We start from the raw sequence: 21,258 nt of genomic DNA, 5'->3' as shown, positions 1-21,258 counted from the left end.
TTATTCTTCTAATAGTTTTTTAAAATCTAATTTGTGTTGTACTATTTCTTTTTTACTGATTTTATCGGCGTTATAAATACATTTTATTTCTTTTAATTTAATATTATTTACTTCAAGACAAACCAATAATCCTGAAAGTAATTCTTCAATTGTAAAATGAAATTTCCCATTTTTTGAGTAACAAGATTCATCGCCTTCCGCAGTAATTAAAATCACAGCATCTACTTTTTCCAAAGGATTTTTCTCATTTTTTTGTTGCCAATGTTTGTCAAAAACTTCATCAATCCAAAGTTTTAAAAGTGGCGGCATTCCAAACCAAATTAAAGGAAAATGGAAAATGATGCGTTCGTAATTGGGTAATCTTTTGCGTTCCCGAAAAGCTGCAATATGAAAATCATGGTAATCTTCATACAAATCCCGAAAATCCAAATGCTCATATTTGCCGTAAAATTTTATTATTTCACGGTTGGATCTGGAATGTTCCAAATAAGGATGAGCAAAAAGAACTAAAGTATTTTTCAAATATGTATGTGATTCTGGTAAAAATAATTATTTAAAATTAAAAAACCTAAAAAAACAGTTCCAAAAAATGAAACTGTTTTAAATTTATTTACCAACCGCCACTTGCGCCGCCGCCTCCAAAACTTCCGCCACCGCCGAAACCTCCAAATCCCCCGCTGGAAGAACCACCACCGAAACCGCCCCCAAATCCACCACCTCCAATCGGAAATGGGAAAAAACCACCGGGATAAAGTTTTCTTCCTCTTCGTGAAAGTCCAACATCATCGTCATCATTAGAATTTCCACCACCTTTATTTTTAAAGAAATTAAAAATGAAAATTATAGCGAAAACAATAAGCATGATTTGAAAAAAACTTAAACCTTCATCCTTATCACTTTTTTGTTTCTTTATTGGTTTAAATTTTCCTTGTACGGCTTCCATAATTGCGGAAGTTCCGCGGTCAATTCCTGTAAACCATTGTCCTTGTTTAAAAGCGGGCGTAACCAAATAATCCATTATTTGACCCGCAACCGAAGCAGTGAGATATGGTTCCACTGCGCGACCTTGTTGAATAGACATAGTGTGATCGTTAGTTGCAATTAAAAAAACAACCCCATTATCAATTCCCTTTTGTCCGATTTTCCATTGTTCTCCGTACATCGTGGCCAAAAAATTTACATCTTGTCCGCCAGTTGTAGGTATAATTATAACTTCAATTTCTGTGGAAGTAGAATCTGAAAATTTTATTAATTTTTGGTTTAAAGTTTCTTTTTCTTGTGCTGTTAAAATTCCTGTTTCGTCATAAACGGGATATAAAACGGCCGGTTTTTTTGGGACATTTTGCGCTGAAATGATTACATTTAATCCCAGTAAAAAAAGTATAAGAAAACGTTTAAGAGAAGGTAATCTCATCAGATAATTCATTTTTATTTTCTCCTTTCACAGGAAAATATTTTTTCAGTTCAATTCCAGTTTTTAAAATGGCATTTTTTAAGCCTTCACAATAATTTTGTTTTGCAAATTCTTGAGTTACTTCATCGTGAAGATTATCCCAGAAGTTTTGGTGAACTACTTTATGAATTCCTGTATCACCAATTATTGTGAGATATCGTTGTTCAAAATTCACATGGAACAAAACAGCGTTGCGCTGTGCCGTATGCTCCATATTTAATGATTTGAAAATTTCAAAAGCTATTTCCGCATTTTGAGTTTCTGTAGCAGAATCTATATGCACACGAATTTCTCCTGTAGAATTATTTTCTGCAGTTTTTATGGCTTCTACGAGTTCAGCTAAATCTTTGTTGGTTAGAAATTCCATTAATTATTTAAAAACTTCGGGCGCTTTTGCTGCTCCTGCATCTGCTTTGAAATAAGGTTTTTCTTTAAAGTTGGTAAAATTTGCTAAAATATTATTTGGAAACTTTTTTATTGAAGTATTATATTCTTGCGCAGCTTGGTTAAAATAAACGGTTTCAGTTCTGATGCTGTTTTCAATAGCGGTATATTCTCGCTGAAAATTTAGATATTGTTGATCTGCTTTTAGATTAGGATAATTTTCTACAACAGCCATTAATCTACTTAACGAGCCCGTTAATTCTCCTTGTGCGGCTTGAAATTTTGCCATATCTGCTTCAGTCATATTTGAAGGATCAATATTAATTGCAGTAGCTTTTGATCTGGCTTCAATTACATCTGTTAATGTAGATTTTTCAAAATTTGCGTAAGATTTTACTGTATTTTCTAAAGCAGGGATTAAGTTTGCTCTTTTTTGGTAAACTGTTTCTACATTGGACCATTTTGTGTTTACATTTTGTTCTTGAGTAACGAAATTATTATAACCACTTTTCCCCCAAAAAAATACAATTGCAGCGATAATAAGTAGAACAATACCGATAGTTCCGGCGCTCATACAACCTTTGTTTTTCATAGTTTTATGTTTTTAATATTTTATTTGAGAACCAAATATACAAATTATGTGCTAAATTTGTAAAAATTTGAAAATTAATGGTTACGCTTGTAGTTGCAATGGGAGAAAACAATGAAATTGGCTATCAAAATCAATTGTTGTGGCATCTTCCGAAAGATTTAAAACACTTTAAAGAAATAACAACAAATCATCCCATAATTATGGGGCGAAAAACTTTTGAAAGTATAGGTAAAGCTTTACCAAACCGTACAAATATTGTGATTAGTAATAAAAGTGATTGGTTTGAAGAAGGCATTTTAATTGTTGGAAGTATAAAAGAAGCTTTAAAATTTGCCAAAAAAATTGATGAAGAAGTTTTCATAATTGGCGGTGGAAGTATTTACGGACAAACCATTGAATTTGCGGATGTTTTAAAAGTAACTTTAGTAAAAACTACTTTGAAAGCAGATACTTTTTTCCCGAAGATTAAAGGAAAAGAATTTACTAAAACAGAAGAAATCTGTTTTGAAAAAGATGAAAAAAATGTTTTTGACTTTTGTTTTCAAACTTGGGAACGGAAAAAAGCAAAATAATTTTAACCGCAAATGAGGCAAAAGCATAATTCAGAAAAATTAGGAAATCAAAGGAGGCAAAAGTGAAATGTTATTTGTATTCATTTTGCAACTTTTGAATTTCTTAAAAATCATATTTTCTTTTGTCTCTTTTGCTGTAGAATTTTAAATAAGCTATAAAATAAATTTTATTGATTTTTTTTCTGATAAATCTATAAAGTTTAAACTTTGAATTCTAACTTTTGAATTCTATCTTTGCACAATTAAAATAAATAAATGAATAAGTATATAAAATTTTTAATTTCTGCGGTAATTATTGCTTTAGGCGTTTTCTTAATGATGAACAGACAAATTGGATGGGGAATTGTAGTCGTAATTTTAGCAGGAATTCCAATATTTTTATTTTTTAAAAATGAATTTATTCTTTTAGCATTTTATCAATTAAGAAAGCAAAAAATGGAAAAAGCTGGAGATTGGTTAGATAGTATTACAGATTATAAAAAGCAACTTCATAAATCACAGTTTGGTTATTTTCATTATTTGAGAGGTTTGACTTTTGCTGAAAAAGAGCCACAAAAAGTAGAACCATTAATGAAAAAAGCCTTAGATTTTGGTCTTAATATGAAACACGATCGTGCAATGGCAACTTTAAATTTAGCAGCAGGAGCGTTGCAAAAAGGTAGAAGACAAGAAGGCGCAAGACTTTTAGAAGAAGCAAAAAAATTAGACACTTCAGGTATGATGACTGAACAAATAAAAATGCTAAAAGACCAAATGAAATTACCGACAATGCAAAAACACATGCATAATCCAAACATGCGAAACCGCGGTAAATTTTAAGGAATAATATTTTAAATAATTCAATTCTGGAAGTATTTTTCAGAATTTTTTTTGGTTACATTTCCGAATTATTACGATCGGACCAATAAAATTTTGGAATTTCCCATTGAAATCTCACAGCTAAAGTTCTAATAATTACAATCGTTAAAATTGTAAAAATCTGTACAAAGGTATAAGAAAAAGTAAAATATTTTACTGCGATTAAAAAGAATAAACCGCCCACTAAACATGCTGTTGCGTAAATTTCTTTCCTAAAAATGAGTGGAATTCTATTAAGTAAAATATCCCGAATTACACCTCCAAAACAACCTGTAATTGTTCCCAAAGTAAGACAAATAACTGGATGAAGATTTGCAGAAAGTCCTTTCTGAACACCTACAATTGTAAATAATCCCAAACCAAAACTGTCAAATAAAAATAATGTTACACGAAATTTCTTTTCAAAGGATTTTACAAGCATCGCAAAAATACAAGAAACAAAAACGACAACACAAATAAAAATATCGTGCATCCAAAAAACCGGAACATCTAGCAAAACATCTCGCACAGTTCCGCCACCAACTGAAGTAACAAAGGCAATAATTAAGACGCCAAATGGATCAAATCTTTTTTGCATCGCCGCAAAGGAACCAGACATTGCAAAAGCAATTGTTCCTAGAATTTCGATGATAAAATTTATTTGTTCGTGCATTTAAAAATGGGTAATAAATAATTGGTAATGAGTAATATAAAAAATTATTTTGGGATCTTATCGGACAGTTTCTTTTTATAACTCGTCATTACTTTTACAATTTCGTCGCATTCAGATTTTAAAGGTAGAAATATTTCTATTGGTAAATAGTCTAATTCTTCAATCACTTCTAACCAAAATTGAGTTTCATCTGCTTCTTCAACAACAATACATAATTTTGAAAATTTTTCTTTTTCCGATCTTGCTCTTCCAACTGCTCTATAATTTGCAGCTATTGATGAAGAACATCGGTATATTTGTTTTCTAATGACGGACAAATCTTCGGAATATTTTAATGGAGATAATGATTTAATAATTGCAATGCATAGTTTTTTAGTTCTGTCTCGAAAAGTTTGATTAAAATCTAAATTACCCATTTTAATTAATTTTAATTTTACTGTTTTTTTGTTAATTACCAATTACCAATTACCAATTATTAATTACCAATTACCAATTGCTTATACTTTTACCGCATCTGGAACTAATATTTCATAATTTCCTTTAAATGAAATAATTTCTCTTACAATACTGCTGCTAATAAAGGATTTACCAGCGGAAGTTAAAAGAAAAATAGTTTCTATTTTATTGTCATGCGTTAAAGTTCGGTTGGTTTGTGCGATGGCTTTTTCAAATTCGAAATCGGCAGGATTTCTAAGTCCACGAAGAATAAAATTAACATTTTTACTTCGGCAATAATCAATGGTTAAACCTTCAAAAGAATCTACTTCTACGTTGGGAAAATCTTTGAATGTTTCTTTAATAAAATTAATTCTTTGTTCTAAAGTAAACATATATTTCTTTTGAGAATTTTGCCCGATTGCAATTATTATTTTATCAAAAAGTGGTACTGCTCTTTCTACAATATCGAAATGACCAAGTGTAATGGGGTCAAAAGAACCCGGGAATACTGCAGTTTTCATATTTTAAATTATTTTTTGTTTTCAAAGTTCTTACAAACTCGTCTAATTTAATGCTTGTTTATTTTCAAATTTCTAAATCGCGATTTCATAAGTATAGTTTTTCTTTATTATTTTGCCAAAGCTTTTTCTATTTCGTGACCACACAAATCTTCCAAAGAAATTCCATAATGTTTGGCTTGTTGTGGTAAAATACTCGCCGGGGAAAATCCAGGATTGGTATTCATTTCCAACATATATGGAGTTCCGTTCATAATTATAAATTCTGATCGAGAAAAGCCGCTCATTCCTAAAGAATTGTACGCTTTTATGGCAATATTTTCTATTTTTTTTCTCGTTTCATCATCAATTCTTGCGGGTGTAATTTCTTGGGAAGCACCTTCATATTTAGCTTCATAATCAAAAAATTCATTTTCAGAAACTATTTCTGTAATTCCCAAAACTAGGGTTTCACCTTTATAATCTAGAACTCCAACTGAAACTTCCATTCCGTCGAGGAAACTTTCTATTAAAATTTCATCATCTTCTGCGAAGGCAAAATCAATTGCTTTTTGTAAGTTTTTAATATCTTTTAATTTTGTAATTCCCAAAGAAGATCCAGATTGATTGGGTTTTACAAAAACTGGAAGTCCCAATTTCTCCACCACTTCTTCTTCCGAAACCGTTTCTCCTTTTCTTAAATAAATACTTTTCGCGGAAGGAATATTATATTTTGAAAGTACAGCAAGTGTATCTTTTTTATTAAAAGTAAGAGCGCTTTGATAAAAATTACAACCGGTATATTTTTGTCCAACTGCGTCCCAATAAGCTTGCAGAATGCCATTTTCTCCAGGAGTTCCGTGGATAATATTAAAACAAACATCAAATTTCACTTTATAACCGCTTGATAAATTGACACAAAAATCAGATTTATCTATTTCCATTTTATCACCTCGGTCATCTATGAAAAACCAACCATCTTTTAAGATTTGTACTTTGTAAACATTATATAAATCTTTATTTAAAGAGTCATAAATTAGTTGTCCACTTTTTAGTGAAACTACATATTCATCAGAATAGCCGCCCATAACAACGGCAATATTTTTCTTAATCATAGGAGAAAATTAATGTAGCAAATTTAGAGAAATGTTTTTTGGTAAAATAGCTAATTATAAATCTATTTTAAGAATTTAAATATTTTTCTATTCCCAAACGGAAAAAGAATTTTTATATATTTGCGTTATTATTTTAATTAAATAAAAACTATGCTGAAATCACTTTTCCATTGGAAAGTATTAGTAAATCTACTCCTTGCTATGCTTATTTTTACTGGACTTGTTTGGCTTACATTTCGGTGGTTAGAATTTCATACCAATCATGGTAAAGAAATCGTTATACCGAGTTTAGTCAATAAATCTACACAAGATGGAATAAAAATTTTAGATGAAACTGGCTTAGAATATGAAGTTGATAGCGCAGAATTTAATCCTAAATATAAACCATTTCAAATCTTAAAAATGTTTCCTGCAGCAGGATCTCATGTAAAAGATGGGCGAATTGTGACATTACTTGTTAATCCGCGTTCTTGGGCTCCAGTTACAGTTCCAGACATTATTGATAAATATAAGAATACAGCTTTTAGAAATTTAGAAGCTGTAGGTTTAAAAGTGGGAGATACAATTTATGAACCGAGTATCCAAACAGATGCAGTTCTTAGAATGCAACTTAATGGAAGCATTTTAAAACCAGGAACTTTACTTCCTAAGTTTAGCGTGATTGATTTAGTTATTGGAGCAGGGCCAAAAAGAAACATTTCAATTCCAAATTTGGTCGGTTTAACAGTTCAAGAAGCTAAAGCAATTATTGCACAAAATCTTTTTGAAGTTGGTCTTGTAGAACATGAAGATGGTGGAAGAGACGAATCGGATATCGTTTATTATCAAGATCCTGAAAGTAATTCGGTTCGAGATCAAGGAATGCAAATTGATTTATGGGCAAGTAAAAAAACACCCGCAGAATTGGGAAGTAAAATTTCTCAATTAAATTCTATGTATAGAATTAGAATTGATACTACTTCCACTCGCATCAAAGATTATGTACCGCCAGTTTACGATGAACCGGTGAAAATCCCAAATGAATCTAAACCGGAAGTGAAACCTAAACCGGAACAAGATTCAAAACCAAAAGTTGAAAAAACCACTACAACTGCAGCTCCTAAAGTTACACCAAAACCAACTCCGGTGAAGCCAAAAGCCAAAAAAGTGGTAGTAGAATAAAAAATTATTTAACTAAAAAAACTTTGACTTTGTTGAAGTTTTTTTATTTTAAAAATATAAATGAAAAGCGAAAACGATAGTTTAGAAGATAATGAAAATGACGAAGAAAACTCTGGTCTCTACGAGCATTTTAATATAAAAGTTGACGCAAATCAATCCTTGCTTAGAATAGATAAATATTTGTTAATTTTTCGTCAAAATTCTACCAGAAATAAAGTCTCACAAGCTTGTCGCGCAGGAAATGTTTGGGTTAATGGAAAAGCAGTAAAACAAAATTATCGCGTAAAACCAGGAGACGAAATTTCCGTTCTTTTGGCACATCCGCCGAGAGAAAATATAATTGTTCCACAAGATATTCCTTTAAATATTATTTATGAAGACAATGATGTTTTAGTTGTAGATAAAGAAGCGGGAATGGTTGTTCATCCAGGACACGGCAATTGGGACGGAACTTTAATTAATGCGTTGGCTTTTCATTTTCAAAAAGATAAAAATTTTAAATCCGATTTAGACCGCGTTGGTTTAGTCCACAGAATTGATAAAGACACGTCCGGTTTGCTCGTAATTGCAAAAAATGAATATGCTTTGAGTTTTTTAGCAAAACAATTTTTTGACCGCACAACTAAAAGACTTTATTGGGCTTTTGCGTGGGGAAATTTTACTGAAGATGAAGGAACAATTACAGGAAATATTGGTCGACATCCAAAAAACAGAATGCAAATGTTTACTTTCGAAGATGGAAGTTTTGGAAAGCACGCCGTTACACATTACAAAGTTTTAGAAAGATTTAAATACATTACTTGGGTAGAATGTAAATTGGAAACTGGAAGAACTCACCAAATTAGGGCACATTTTAAACATATAGGTCATACTTTATTTAATGATGAGCGTTATGAAGGACATCATATTTTAAAAGGAATTAATTTACCAAAATATAAAAAATTCGTTCAAAACATTTTTGAAATTTTACCCAGACACGCTTTGCATGCACATAGCTTAGGTTTTATACATCCTGTAACTAAAGAAGAAATGTATTTTGAAAGTCCGATGCCAAAAGATATGCAAGAAGCTATAGAAAAATGGCGAAATTATTTAGAAAACAATTAGATTTTATATTTTTTACCTAAATTTGGCGTTATTAGTTTTTAAAAAAGAGTGTGAGAAAATTATATATATTTTTTGTTGTATTAATGAGTGGTTTTGCTGTCGCGCAAGAAACTTTGCCAATTTATCAACAATACCTTTTAGATGGACAGTTTTTATTAAATCCCGCACATTATGGTGAGACAGATGATGTGGTAATCAATGGAAATTATCAAAAACAATTTTCAAAACTTTCAGAATCTCCAAATGTACAATCCATAGGAATTCATGCCAATGTTTTTGATAGAGTCGGAGCAGGAATTTCATTTTTCCGTGATCAAAATGGACCCATTTCATCCAATGGAATTTCCGCAGGAGCCGCTTATTTTATTCCGCTAAGTGATGATGGTGAAAGAAAAGACCAATTTTCTTTCGGAACCAATGTTAACTTTTATAACATGAGTTTTGACTATGGCGCTTTAAATCCGCAAGACCCAAATGACCCTTTGCTTTATGAAGGAAATAATAATATTTTCATAGTTTACGCAAATCTTGGTTTACAAGCAACTTACAAAAATTTCTTTGCAGGCGCTTCAATTGTAGATATTCCTTTAACAAACGATATTCCAGTTGTAAACGGAATAGAACCGTCGCCAACAAAATATATTTTAAATCTGGGTTATAATTATATTCTTACAGAAGGATTTTCTTTAGAACCTTCGGTTTTGGTTAACTTAAATACCAATTCTTCTAAATTGGTTGATTTTAATATTTTAGCTAAAGTTTATAATGACACCAATCTTTTTGCAGCTGGCGTTAGTTTCCGTACTGCGAATGATAATGTTGGAAGTCAACAACTCAGTTTATCTCCGATTATAAAAGCGAAAATTAATAAATTTACTTTTGGCGCGACTTATAATATGGGAATGTCCGATATTCAATCTTACGGCGGAAACAGTTTTATGTTGAGTATTGGTTATAATTTTGATAATTTTATAAACAGTCGAGGTTACAGATACCGATAGATTTTTTTTGGGCAGCTTTTTCCGCCTTCCGCTCCCAATCTTTTGTTCGTCGTTCCTCCTCACAAAAGGATTTCCGCTCAAGTCGGGCTGCAAGTGAACGCTGAAAAACATTTAATTTATTCAATATTTCTATAATTTTTTCTAAAATCTACAACCTAAATCCTTGATTTACCTCCACATTCCTTTCTGCAAACAAAAATGCAGCTATTGCAATTTCCATTTTTCTACTTCATTAAATTTAAAAAATGAAATGATTTCTGCGATGGCAAAAGAAATAAAAATGCGCCAAAATGAATTAGAAAATAAAACCTTAAAATCTTTGTATTTCGGCGGTGGAACACCATCTTTATTAAAAGTAGATGATTTAAAATTTTTAATAGATGAAGTTTTAAAACATTACACTTTTGATGAAAATATTGAAATAACTTTAGAAGCAAATCCAGATGATTTAAGTCAAAATTTTTTAAAAGAATTATCTAAAACAGAGTTTAATCGTTTATCAATCGGAACACAATCTTTTTACGAACCCGATTTAAAAATGATGAATCGCGCGCACAATTCAGCCGAAGCAGAAAGTTCCATCAAACGAGCGCAAGATTTTGGTTTTGAAAATTTAAGCATCGATTTAATTTATGGTTCGCCAACTTCAAATATGGAAATTTGGAAGCAAAATCTTCAAAAAACAATTGAGTTAGAAGTTCCGCATATTTCGTCTTATGCTTTAACGGTTGAACCAAAAACCGCGCTACATCAATGGGTTTTAACTAATAAAATTTCTGAACCAAATGAATCTGAACAAAATGAAGAATTTTATTTTATGTCCGGTTTTTTAAAGGAAAATGGCTTTCAACATTACGAAATTTCCAATTTTGCAAAACCCGGTTTTCATTCCAAACACAATTCCGCGTATTGGAATTATAATGAATATCTTGGAATCGGTCCATCCGCACATTCGTATAACGGAAATAACAAAAGAAGTTGGAATGTAGCAAATAATCAGAAATATATTCAAGAAATTTCACAAAATAAATTAGCATTAGAAACAGAAATTTTAAGTGAAAAAGAACAGTTTAATGAAATGTTGATGATTGGTTTAAGAACAAGTTTAGGAGTAGATTTTTTAAAATTAAAAGAGAAATTTACCGAAGAATTTTTAGAAAAATCACAAACTACAATTCAGCAAAAATTAAATGATGGATTTCTAATTTTAGATAATAATTATTTAAAAATCCCAGAAAAACATTGGTTCCTCGCAGATGGAATTGCAAGCGATTTATTTCTGGTTTAGATTCAAGATTTCAAATTTGTGTCATTTGTGTTTTTAATTAAAGAATATTACTGCTATTTGTGTTAAGAAAAATCCATAAAATAGTTTCTAAAAATTCATTAAATTTGTCTATTCAATTTCAAACTTTTGAAAACACAAAAAGAAAACTTCACTCATCTTTCCGCCTCACAACCCATCGGTATTTTTGATTCGGGCGTCGGTGGATTAACCGTTGCAAAAGAGATAAAACGCTTAATGCCACACGAAAATCTGATTTATTTCGGTGATACAAAACATTTACCTTACGGTGATAAATCCAAAGATGCAATCATAGGATATTCCGTAAAAATTGCACAATTTTTATTGGAAAAAAATTGTAAAGCGATTGTAATTGCGTGTAATTCTGCGACAGCAAATGCCTTAAAAGAAGTTTTAGAATTGGTACAAAACCAAGCTTTGGTGTTTGATGTTATAAATCCTGTAGCGGAAAAAGTCGCTTTTGAAATTCACACAAATGTCGGAGTTATTGCAACAAAAGCAACCATAAATTCTGGACTTTACCGCAAAAGTATCAGAAAACATAATAAATTTATTAAAGTAGATGAATTGGCGACACCACTTCTGGTTCCCGCGATAGAAGAAGGTTTTAAGAATCACGCGATTACACATTCCATTATTTACCATTATTTGAGCAATCAAAAATTAAAAAATATTGAAACTTTAATTTTGGGTTGTACGCATTATCCCTTGTTGATTGATGAAATCCGCCAATATTATGGAAATCGTGTGAGAGTAATAGATTCACCGAATATCGTGGCAAATCAAGTAAGACATTCTTTGGAAAAACGACACTTGCTAAATGAGCAAAATCCAGAAGCAAGTTATGATTTTTATCTTTCGGATCTCACCAAAAACTTTGAAAAAATTTCTAAAAAATTCTTTGGGAAATCTATAGAATTGAAGTTGCAGGTTTTGTAAACTTCATTCATTGTTCAAAACGATGAACATAATCAATCTAAGACCAATTAAATAAAACCACAAAGTCACAAAGTTTTAATTTTTTAAAAATGTATAATTTTTTTCTTGTAGTAAGTACGCAAATTTTCTGAAAATCTTCAGATTTTCTCCTTTATGAACTGTAAGAATAATTTTGGAATTAATCCTTTGTGACTTTGTGGTAAAAAAGAAATTATTTCTCAAGCAGTAAAGAAACCCATTCTTCCCGCTGAATTTTCTTCGTTAGTTTTAAATTTTCAGCATTACAAACTTCCAAAATATCGTCCACATCAAAGAAACACAAACCGGAAAGCAAAAGTTCACCGTTTTCATTCAAGTTTTTTACATAAATTGGAATATCGGAAATCAAAATATTTCGGTTGATATTGGCTAAAATAATATCAAAACTTTCTTTTCCTAAATTATCTGCAGTTCCTAATTCAACTTTGAAGTCAACATTATTTCTCGCTGCATTTTCTATAGAGTTTTCCACAGACCATTCATCAATATCAATTCCCAAAGTTTCTGCCGCACCACTCATTTTTGCGAAAATCGCCAAAACAGAAGTTCCGCAACCCATATCTAGAACGGTTTTCCCTTTAAAATCCATATCCAACATTTGCTGAATCATCAAATAAGTTGTCGCGTGATGTCCCGTTCCGAAAGACATTTTTGGCTGAATGATAATTTCAAAAGGCAGGTTTTTAGCTTCGTGAAATTCTGCCCGAATCGAAACTTTATCTTCAACAATAATCGGCGAAAAGTTTTTTTCCCATTCTTCGTTCCAATTAATATTGGGCATTTCTTGGGAAGTGTAAAAAATTTCAACTTCAGGATTATTAAGCAAATCCAAAGTTTTTAATTCATTTTCACTAAAAAATTCTTTTTGAATATAAGCCAAAATTCCGTCATGTTCTTCTGTAAAACTATCGAAACCAATTTCAATTAATTCCGCCATCAAAATATCACTCCACGGTTGAACTGGTTTAATTTTAAAGTTAAATTCTAAATAGTTTTGCATAAAATAATTTTTGCAAAAATAAGGTATTTGAGATTTAAAAAAAATCATTAATACTTTTATTGAGTTTTTTTATAACTTTATTAAAAATTAGAAATATGTTTAAATTTAGGTTAATTGCAGTATTTACTTTGATTTCTTTAATGACTTTTGCACAGGAAAAAACTTCCGAAACTATTCCATTAACTAAAATTGAAATTATACCACAAAATGATACAATTCAATTATCCAAAAGCAAATTGTTATTAAATCAGTTAAATAAGACAAAAACTCCTTTAATGATTATGCCAAATTCAAAACCAAAAGATAGTTCCAAATATTCTGCCTTAAAAGGGAGAATTAGAAATGATTCTGTTTATACAATTTTAAATTCAGTTCCAAAAAAAGAACGTTTAGCTAAAAAATAATTACGGATTTTTCTTAAAATTAGAATGAAAAGAAATGAGAAAACATTTCTGAATTCTGTATTTTCGCAAGATGGAATTTTAAGTAAAATTCTATTAAAATTAATTTTTCTACTAAATGATTTCCACGCAATTTCCTGAAATTTCTACGACCGACGAAAACGGTTTTACTTATAAAACTTTCGAAAACGACCCTAATAAAGTTAGAATTTATACTTTAAAAAATGGCTTACAAGTTTTTTTAGCTCAAAATTTTGATGCGCCAAAAATTCAAACTTATATCCCGGTAAAAACGGGAAGTAATAATGATCCAAAAGACAACACAGGTTTAGCCCATTATTTAGAACACATGATGTTTAAAGGAACTTCAAAGCTTGGAACTTTAAATTGGCGAGAAGAAAAAAAATATTTAGACCAAATTTCTGAATTATATGAAGCTCATAAATCTGAAAAAGACATACAAAAAAAGAAAGAAATTTATAAAAAAATAGATGAAGTTTCGCAAAAAGCGAGTGAATTTGCCATCGCAAATGAATATGACAAAGCGATTTCTTCACTCGGTGCAACTGGAACAAATGCTCATACTTGGTTAGATGAAACGGTTTACAAAAATAATATTCCAAATAACGAACTGGAAAAATGGTTGGAAATTGAAAAGGAACGTTTTTCTGAATTGACTTTAAGATTATTTCATACTGAATTGGAATCTGTGTATGAAGAATTTAATCGAGCGCAAGATAATGACGGCAGAATTACTAACTATGCTTTGATGGAATTGCTTTTTCCTACACATCCAAACGGGCAACAAACCACTTTGGGAAAAGCAGAACATTTGAAAAATCCTTCTATGAAAGCTATTCATCAATATTTTGAGGATTTTTACGTGCCGAATAATTATGCTTTAGTTTTGGTAGGTGATTTTGAATTTAAGGAAACCATAAAATTAGTTGACAAATATTTTGGTAAATTAAAACCGAAAGAATTGCCTTTAAAGGAAAAAATACTTGAAAAACCTTTAACCAAAATTTCTAAAAAAGTCGTAAAATCTCCTACAATTGCTCGTGCTCAAATTGCGTGGAGAACTGACAGTTATGGTTCAAGAGAATCCCAATTGGCAGATATTTGCGCTAATATTTTAACAAATAGAGGAGAAGCTGGACTTTTGGATTTAAATATTAATCAAGCCCAAAAAGCACTTTTTGCTCAAGCTTTTTCAACAGGTTTTAAAAATTACGGCTATTTTTCTGCCGTAATTGTTCCGAAAGAAGAGCAAAGTTTAGAGGAAGGAATTGCAATGCTTTTGGAGCAAATTAATTTAATTAAAAAAGGAGAATTTGAAGATTGGCTTCTGGAAGCGATTTTCAATGACTTTAAATTACAGCGTTTAAAAGCCTTAGAAACTGCAGATGGTTTAGCATGTAATCTTTACGACACTTATATAAAAAACAGAACTTGGCAGGAAGAATTGCAAGAAATGTCGGAATACGAAAGCATCACAAAAGAAGAAATTGTGGTTTTTGCAAATGATTTTTTTAAAGAAAATTATGTTGTAGTTTACAAAGAAAAAGCCGAAAATGAAGATTTAATTCGAGTTGATAATCCAGGAATAACACCAATAAAAATCAATAGAGATGTAAAATCTGATTTTTTAAAACGAATTTTAGCACAAAAAACACTTCCGATAAAACCTGTCTTTATTGATTACCAAAAAGAAATTGAATCTACAATTTTGCGGGAAAAGAAAATCAGCTTTGTAAAAAATAAGGAAAATAATTTGGCGCAAGTTCATTATATATTTCCTTTTGGAAGCGATAATGATAAAGAATTGGGTTTAGCGATGCAAGTTTTGCAGTATTTTGGAACTGCCAATTTTTCAGCTGATCAGCTTAATCAAGAGTTTTATAAACTGGGAATTTCTAATGATTTTAAAACAACACACAATGAATTGCGAATTTCTCTCATTGGTTTAGAAGAAAATATTTCCAAAGGAATGGCGCTTTTGCATCATTTGATGACAACTGTAAAACCGGAGCAAAATGTTTATTTAGAGTTTGTAAATACAATTTTAGAAAGTAGAGAAGCAGCGAAAAAAGATAAAAACAGAATTTTTTCTGCTTTGGTTGATTACGCAAAATTTGGAAAAAATTCTCGAAAACGCGATTTAATTTCGGAGAAAGAATTAAAAAGTATTGATGTAAAAAGTTTGACAGATAAAATTAAAAAAATCTTCAGTTTTCCGTATCAAATTTTCTTTTATGGAAAAAATTTAACACAGTTTTTGCAGTTTGCAGAACCGTTTATAAAACCGGAATTATATAAAATTCTTGAACCAAAAATTTACCCAGAACCGAAAACTTCGGGCAAAGTTTATTTCGCAAATTATGAAATGGTGCAATTGGAAATGAGCAAAGTAGCGAAAGGAAATCTTGTAAACATTGAAAATTTTGGAAAAATAAATGTTTTTAATGAATATTTTGGAAGCGGATTGTCTTCTATTATTTTTCAGGAATTACGTGAAAGTAAAAGTTTGGCGTATTCTGCCTATGTTTCTTACGCCGCAAATGCAGAAATTTCTCATCCAGATTATATTTCAACCTATATCGGAACGCAACCGGATAAATTAAAAATTGCAGTGGATGCGATGGATGAATTGATGGAAAATTTACCACAAGTTGAGTTTCAGTTTATCAATTCTAAAAACTCTGCTTTTAAAAAAATTGAATCAGGAAGAATTAATCGAACCAATATATTTTTCAATAAACTACGGTTAGAAAAATTGAATGTTGATTACGATTTACGAGAAGAAGTTTATAAGGAAATCGGAAAATTAACCTTAGAAGATTTGACGGATTTCTATAATTCTAATGTAAAACCATTAAAATTTAACACCGCAATTATTGGTAAAAAAGAAAATTTAGATATAAAAGCGCTTGAAAAATTGGGAGAATTTCAGGAATTATCTTTGGCGGAGATTTTTGGATATTAATCCTTTTTTTTTAATTCAAAAAAACGCGCTATAACGCGCGTTTTTCTATTTAGTGGATGAATATTATTTCACAATTTTCATTTCATTTAAAAGCCATTTTGCATCGGCGTATTTATCGATAATGAATAAGACATATTTTATATCCACCATTATATTTCGGCATAATTTCGGATCATAATTAATGTCACTCATCGTTCCTTCCCATTGTCTGTCGAAGTTTATACCGATTAAATTTCCGTTAGCGTCTAAAGTTGGACTGCCAGAATTTCCGCCAGTTGTGTGATTGGTGGCCGTGAAATTTACAGGAACATCACCTGTTGCATCTTTGTAAACGCCGTAATCTTTAGTATTGTAAAGATTAATTAATTTTTTCGGCACATCAAACTCATAATCTCCAGGAACATATTTCTCCATCACTCCTGCTAAATGCGTTTGATAACCGTAATAAACAGCGTCTCTTGGATTTGAACCTTTCACTTGTCCATAAGTCACACGCAAAGTAGAATTCGCATCAGGAAAAAATTTTCTGTCTTTATCGGTCGCCAATAATTGCGCCATGTAAGTTTTTTGCAATTCATTTATTTCCGTTTGGTAGTCATTAAATTTGCCGTCAACTTTAGTCATATAACTTTCTTTCAAGTTATTTGCTAAGATATAAAAAGGATCTTTTTTAATTGAATTTATAAAATCTGGTTCTTCTAATAGCGCTTTAACATTTGTACTTGCCATTTTTCCATTCAAATTTCCTCGACCAGAAATAAGTGAATTTTTAGACCAATTTTCTATAGTTGTATAATTTTCAGAAACATTAGAAAATTGTTTGAAATCATCTGGTAAAAATTCTGCAGGCGTTTTTTGTTGATACAAAGCCAATAATTCTGCGGTTACTTTTGCATCTAAAGCGCCTTCATAATCTTTATAGAAATTTGAAAGTGTTTCTGCAAAACGATTTTCAGCTTCACGTGACATTTTTCCACTTTCTTTGGCATCTACATAATTAATATAATAATTAGCTAATCTTAAAGTTTCAGCATTTCTCACAACTTCGCCGTAATAAGCGTTGTTTAAAGCGTATGGCGCTTGTTCAGTATAAAGTGTATTAAATTTAGAAATTGTGGTTTTAATTTCTGGATTTTTTTTCTCTAAATGCATCTCATACTCTTGCTTTTTTTGAACGGCTTTAGATTTTTTTAATCCTTCCACTTCGCCGATCCATTTTTTCCAATAATTAGCTACTGATGCGTATTTTGATGCATATTTTAGACGAGTTGCATCGTCAGTTCGCATTTTTTCGTTCAAAGTTTTTAATGCAATTTCTCTAACTTTTATTTTCGCTGGATCTATGTCATCAATTATTTTCTCAATAGCGATTGACGGTAAATATTCCTGAGTTCTGCCCGGAAATCCAAACACAAAAGTAAAATCATCTTCTTTTTTATCTTTTAAAGAAATTGGTAAAAAATATTTGGGTTTATATGGTACATTATCTACAGAATATTCAGCAGGATTATTATTTTTATCTGCATAAATTCTAAACATTGAAAAATCTCCTGTATGACGTGGCCAAACCCAATTATCGTTATCAGAACCAAATTTTCCAATACTTTGCGGCGGTGCACCAACCAATCTTATGTCTTTAAAAGTTTCAATAACGAAAGCATAATATTTATTGCCGTCATACATTGGTTTAATAATTACTTTTTGAAAAGAATTATTTTTAAAACCGGCAATTGTTGTTGCAATATTTGCTTTAATCATTGCTGAAGTTTGTTTTTCACCTAAATTTTTTGTGTTAGCTAAAACCTGATCTGTGACTTCTTTGATGTCTGTTATAAAATCCACTTTAACCCCTGGATTTGAAAGTTCACCCTTCATATCTTTTGCCCAAAAACCGTTAGAAAGCAGATCATTTTCCACGGTAGAATGTGATTGAATTTGTCCAAATCCGCAATGGTGATTTGTTAAGAGTAAACCATTTGGAGAAATAATTTCAGCCGTACAACCGCCGTTAAATTGAACAACCGCGTCTTTTATACTCGGTCTATTAGTGTTCCAAATATCTTTGGCGGAAATATTCATGCCCAAAGATTTCATTTCTTTTTCATTCACCTCGGTTGGAATCCACATTCCACCGTATTCTTGCGCTATTGCAAAAGCAGAATTAAATAAAAAAGCTGCTATAATTATTTGTTTCTTCATATCAATTTTTAAAAGTCCTAAAATACTAAAATTAAAAGGATTTTTAAAATTTAAAAATTTTAACCAAATGAGAAACTAAATTTTAACTTTCAAAAAATCTAAAATTTAAAATCTAAAAATCAGAACTTCATTTTCTGAATTCTCACCGCATTCAAAATTGCCAAAAGTGCCACACCAACATCCGCAAAAACCGCTTCCCACATTGTCGCTAAACCACCTGCGCCCAAAATTAAAACAATAAATTTTACTCCAAAAGCCAGCGAAATATTTTGCCACACAATTTTTTTGGTTTCTTTTCCGATTTTAATAGCCATTGGAATTTTAGTCGGTTTATCGTCCTGAATCACAACATCCGCTGTTTCTACAGTTGCATCACTTCCCAAACCGCCCATCGCAATTCCGACATCTGAAAGCGCAACAACCGGTGCATCATTTACACCATCACCAACGAAAGCCACGGTTTCTTTTCTGGCTTTAATTTTATTTAATTCTGACACTTTATCTTCTGGCAATAGACTTCCAAAATAATTTTGAATACCCAAAGTTTTGGCAACTTTTTCAACAACCGCGGTTTTATCGCCACTCAACATGGTGACTTTTATTCCTAATTTTTTCAACGACTCAACCGCGGATTTTGCCTCTTTTTTAATTTCATCTGCTATTGTAATATAGCCGACAAAGTAATTGTCGAAAGCGATGGCAACTACACTTTCAGGATTATTTTCTAAATTTTTATCATATTTAATATTGAATTTTTCCAGTAATTTAAAGTTTCCTGCTAGAAATTCTTTACTATTAAAATTGGCTTTCAAACCAAAACCGGCAATTTCTTCAATATTAGAAATATTTTGTGCGTGATTTATTTCACCCACAAAATCGTGAATCGCCGTCGCAATCGGATGCGTAGATTTACTTTCTATTAAATTTAATTTTTCTAGAATATCTTTTTCATTAAAATTTTTGTCAATTTTTATGTCTTGAACTTTAAAAACACCTTCCGTCATCGTGCCAGTTTTGTCCATCACCACATTCTGAATTTTGGCTAAAGAATCTAAAAAATTTCCACCTTTAAATAAAATTCCGTTTCTGCTCGCGGCGCCAATTCCACCAAAATATCCGAGCGGAATACTGATTACCAAAGCACAAGGACAAGAAATTACAAGAAAAACCAAAGCACGGTACAACCAATTTCTAAACTCATAATCTGCAACAAAAAAGTAGGGTAGAAATGTGATTGCAATTGAAAGATAAACTACAATCGGAGTGTAGATTTTCGCAAATTTTTTAATGAAAAGTTCGGTGGGTGCTTTTTGCGAGGACGCATTTTGAACCAATTCTAAAATTTTAGACAATTTGCTATCATTGTATTTTTTGGTAATTACCACCTCAGAAACCGAGTTTAAATTAATCATTCCGGCAAAAACAGGGTCACCTTTTTTCTTGGAATCTGGTTTACTTTCGCCAGTTAAAGCGGCGGTATTGAAACTTGCGCGTTCAGAAATGAGTTCGCCGTCCAAAGCCAATTTTTCGCCAGGTTTTAATTGTACAAAATGGCCTACTTCAACTTTTTCGGCTTTAATTGTTTTCGGAATATTATTTTCTAAAATCGTCACCTCATCTGGTCTTTGGTCTAAAAGATTTTTAATATTTCCTTTTGCCCGACGAACTGCTAAAATTTGAAAATTTTCTCCCACGCTGTAAAAAAGCATCACTGCAACGCCCTCTGGATATTCACCAATTGCAAATGCGCCAATTGCAGCAATCGACATTAGGAAAAACTCTGAAAAAAATTGACCTTTTTTAATACTTTCAAAAGCTTCTTTTAAAACCGGAAAACCGACTGGAATATAAGCCAAAATATAAAGTGCAATTCTAAAATAACCTTGAAACCAAGTCGGTTTTAAGATATAATCGAGAATTATACCTATTATTAATAATATAAAAGAAATTATAGCAGGAAAGAATAGTTGTAAAAGACTATTATTTGCATTTTCTTGGGAATGATCGTGATCGTCGTGGTTATGAGAAGTTTCCTCTGTGCTGCAGCAAGATTGTGACATTTAATAATTTTTTTACAAAATTAGCCAAAAACAAAGTGCAACACTATTGCATTATTTGCGTGCATTCTTTGCAAATACCGTTTGCCACGAATTTTAAATCTTGGATTTTGTAACCTTTCGGGAATTTTAAACCTTCAAAATCGACATCTTCCAAACACGTTGTTTTTTCACATTTGTTGCAGTAAAAATGCAGGTGAAAGTCATAATGATTATCTTCATCGCAAGCGTCGTTGCAAAGTAAATACTGCGTCGTATTATTCTCCTGAATCCCGTGAATAAGTCCTTTTTGCTCAAAAGTTTTTAGGGTTCTATAAAGTGTGCTTCGGTCAGAATTTTCTAAAATTGTTTCTAAATCAGCGAGTGAAATCGATTTTTTTTCAGATAAGAAAACATCCAAAACCAACTTCCGCATCGCCGTAATGGGGATTTTTTTATGCTCTAATTTTTGTTCTACAAATTCGGAATTCATTCTTGTGGTTCTATTTTTTTTACTTTCGC

The 21,258-nt window shown here is 31.2% G+C and carries 21 protein-coding genes; 9 read left to right on the top strand and 12 right to left on the bottom strand.

What is annotated here, in order from left to right:
• The 4 genes from ACN0WB_RS06090 to ACN0WB_RS06075 all read right to left on the bottom strand — a co-directional run bounded on the left by ACN0WB_RS06090 (position 1) and on the right by ACN0WB_RS06075 (position 2,429).
• Entirely contained in the window at positions 1 to 522 is a 522-nt protein-coding gene (locus ACN0WB_RS06090) for an NAD(P)H-dependent oxidoreductase (RefSeq protein ID WP_417429892.1), read from the bottom strand.
• A gap of 88 nt (positions 523 to 610) precedes the next feature.
• Positions 611 to 1,414, bottom strand: coding sequence for a TPM domain-containing protein (locus tag ACN0WB_RS06085; protein WP_417429890.1), 804 nt, complete (start codon positions 1,412 to 1,414; stop codon positions 611 to 613).
• Positions 1,395 to 1,820, bottom strand: a complete 426-nt coding sequence (locus ACN0WB_RS06080) for a TPM domain-containing protein (protein WP_417429888.1) — start codon at positions 1,818 to 1,820, stop codon at positions 1,395 to 1,397. Before ACN0WB_RS06080 ends, ACN0WB_RS06085 begins: the two co-directional genes overlap by 20 nt.
• A gap of 3 nt (positions 1,821 to 1,823) precedes the next feature.
• Positions 1,824 to 2,429: a LemA family protein gene (locus ACN0WB_RS06075; RefSeq protein WP_417429886.1), complete on the bottom strand. Its 606-nt coding sequence runs from the start codon at positions 2,427 to 2,429 to the stop codon at positions 1,824 to 1,826.
• A 77-nt stretch (positions 2,430 to 2,506) separates the two neighbouring features.
• On the opposite strand from ACN0WB_RS06075, the gene ACN0WB_RS06070 reads away from it, so the two are divergent.
• Positions 2,507 to 3,001 carry a dihydrofolate reductase gene (locus ACN0WB_RS06070; protein WP_417429884.1) on the top strand — a complete coding sequence of 165 codons (495 nt, stop codon included), beginning with the start codon at positions 2,507 to 2,509 and terminating at the stop codon, positions 2,999 to 3,001.
• A gap of 255 nt (positions 3,002 to 3,256) precedes the next feature.
• Positions 3,257 to 3,820: a DUF2892 domain-containing protein gene (locus ACN0WB_RS06065; protein ID WP_417429882.1), complete on the top strand. Its 564-nt coding sequence runs from the start codon at positions 3,257 to 3,259 to the stop codon at positions 3,818 to 3,820.
• A 55-nt stretch (positions 3,821 to 3,875) separates the two neighbouring features.
• On the opposite strand, the gene ACN0WB_RS06060 is transcribed toward ACN0WB_RS06065, so the two are convergent.
• From ACN0WB_RS06060 to ACN0WB_RS06045, 4 genes are all read right to left on the bottom strand, one after another.
• Positions 3,876 to 4,511, bottom strand: coding sequence for a trimeric intracellular cation channel family protein (locus tag ACN0WB_RS06060; protein WP_417429880.1), 636 nt, complete (start codon positions 4,509 to 4,511; stop codon positions 3,876 to 3,878).
• Between the two features lie 44 nt (positions 4,512 to 4,555).
• On the bottom strand, positions 4,556 to 4,927 hold the full coding sequence (locus ACN0WB_RS06055) for a four helix bundle protein (RefSeq protein ID WP_417429878.1): 372 nt from the start codon (positions 4,925 to 4,927) through the stop codon (positions 4,556 to 4,558).
• Positions 4,928 to 5,008: 81 nt separating this feature from the next.
• Positions 5,009 to 5,470, bottom strand: coding sequence for a pantetheine-phosphate adenylyltransferase (gene coaD, locus ACN0WB_RS06050; RefSeq protein WP_417429876.1), 462 nt, complete (start codon positions 5,468 to 5,470; stop codon positions 5,009 to 5,011).
• 107 nt (positions 5,471 to 5,577) lie between these two features.
• Positions 5,578 to 6,561, bottom strand: coding sequence for a D-alanine--D-alanine ligase (locus tag ACN0WB_RS06045; RefSeq protein ID WP_417429874.1), 984 nt, complete (start codon positions 6,559 to 6,561; stop codon positions 5,578 to 5,580).
• Between the two features lie 150 nt (positions 6,562 to 6,711).
• On the opposite strand from ACN0WB_RS06045, the gene ACN0WB_RS06040 reads away from it, so the two are divergent.
• The 5 genes from ACN0WB_RS06040 to murI all read left to right on the top strand — a co-directional run bounded on the left by ACN0WB_RS06040 (position 6,712) and on the right by murI (position 12,075).
• Complete coding sequence (locus ACN0WB_RS06040) at positions 6,712 to 7,722, top strand: PASTA domain-containing protein (RefSeq protein ID WP_417429872.1); 1,011 nt, start codon at positions 6,712 to 6,714, stop codon at positions 7,720 to 7,722.
• A gap of 60 nt (positions 7,723 to 7,782) precedes the next feature.
• Complete coding sequence (locus ACN0WB_RS06035; protein WP_417429871.1) at positions 7,783 to 8,829, top strand: RluA family pseudouridine synthase; 1,047 nt, start codon at positions 7,783 to 7,785, stop codon at positions 8,827 to 8,829.
• A 50-nt stretch (positions 8,830 to 8,879) separates the two neighbouring features.
• Complete coding sequence (locus ACN0WB_RS06030; RefSeq protein WP_417429869.1) at positions 8,880 to 9,830, top strand: PorP/SprF family type IX secretion system membrane protein; 951 nt, start codon at positions 8,880 to 8,882, stop codon at positions 9,828 to 9,830.
• Positions 9,831 to 10,008: 178 nt separating this feature from the next.
• On the top strand, positions 10,009 to 11,118 hold the full coding sequence (gene hemW, locus ACN0WB_RS06025; protein ID WP_417430100.1) for a radical SAM family heme chaperone HemW: 1,110 nt from the start codon (positions 10,009 to 10,011) through the stop codon (positions 11,116 to 11,118).
• A gap of 126 nt (positions 11,119 to 11,244) precedes the next feature.
• Positions 11,245 to 12,075, top strand: a complete 831-nt coding sequence (gene murI, locus ACN0WB_RS06020; protein WP_417429867.1) for a glutamate racemase — start codon at positions 11,245 to 11,247, stop codon at positions 12,073 to 12,075.
• A 211-nt stretch (positions 12,076 to 12,286) separates the two neighbouring features.
• Here murI and prmA read toward each other — a convergent pair whose 3' ends face one another.
• Positions 12,287 to 13,114, bottom strand: coding sequence for a 50S ribosomal protein L11 methyltransferase (gene prmA, locus ACN0WB_RS06015; protein WP_417429865.1), 828 nt, complete (start codon positions 13,112 to 13,114; stop codon positions 12,287 to 12,289).
• Between the two features lie 95 nt (positions 13,115 to 13,209).
• On the opposite strand from prmA, the gene ACN0WB_RS06010 reads away from it, so the two are divergent.
• Both ACN0WB_RS06010 and ACN0WB_RS06005 read left to right on the top strand, forming a co-directional pair.
• Positions 13,210 to 13,518, top strand: coding sequence for a hypothetical protein (locus ACN0WB_RS06010; RefSeq protein ID WP_417429863.1), 309 nt, complete (start codon positions 13,210 to 13,212; stop codon positions 13,516 to 13,518).
• Between the two features lie 115 nt (positions 13,519 to 13,633).
• A complete protein-coding gene (locus ACN0WB_RS06005) occupies positions 13,634 to 16,501 on the top strand; it encodes a M16 family metallopeptidase (RefSeq protein WP_417429861.1) in 2,868 nt (955 codons plus the stop codon).
• A gap of 63 nt (positions 16,502 to 16,564) precedes the next feature.
• Here the strand turns inward: ACN0WB_RS06005 and ACN0WB_RS06000 are convergent, their stop codons facing one another.
• The 3 genes from ACN0WB_RS06000 to ACN0WB_RS05990 form a co-directional block, all read right to left on the bottom strand.
• A complete protein-coding gene (locus ACN0WB_RS06000) occupies positions 16,565 to 18,700 on the bottom strand; it encodes a S46 family peptidase (RefSeq protein ID WP_417429859.1) in 2,136 nt (711 codons plus the stop codon).
• A gap of 119 nt (positions 18,701 to 18,819) precedes the next feature.
• Positions 18,820 to 20,760: a heavy metal translocating P-type ATPase gene (locus ACN0WB_RS05995; protein ID WP_417429857.1), complete on the bottom strand. Its 1,941-nt coding sequence runs from the start codon at positions 20,758 to 20,760 to the stop codon at positions 18,820 to 18,822.
• 43 nt (positions 20,761 to 20,803) lie between these two features.
• A complete protein-coding gene (locus ACN0WB_RS05990) occupies positions 20,804 to 21,229 on the bottom strand; it encodes a Fur family transcriptional regulator (RefSeq protein ID WP_417429855.1) in 426 nt (141 codons plus the stop codon).
• Positions 21,230 to 21,258: the final 29 nt, after the last annotated feature.

The sequence above is a fragment of the Halpernia sp. genome (assembly GCF_048269545.1).
Lineage (GTDB): Bacteria > Bacteroidota > Bacteroidia > Flavobacteriales > Weeksellaceae > Halpernia.
Note: the sequence above shows the minus strand (reverse complement) of the source record. Positions and strands in the feature narration are given on the sequence as shown.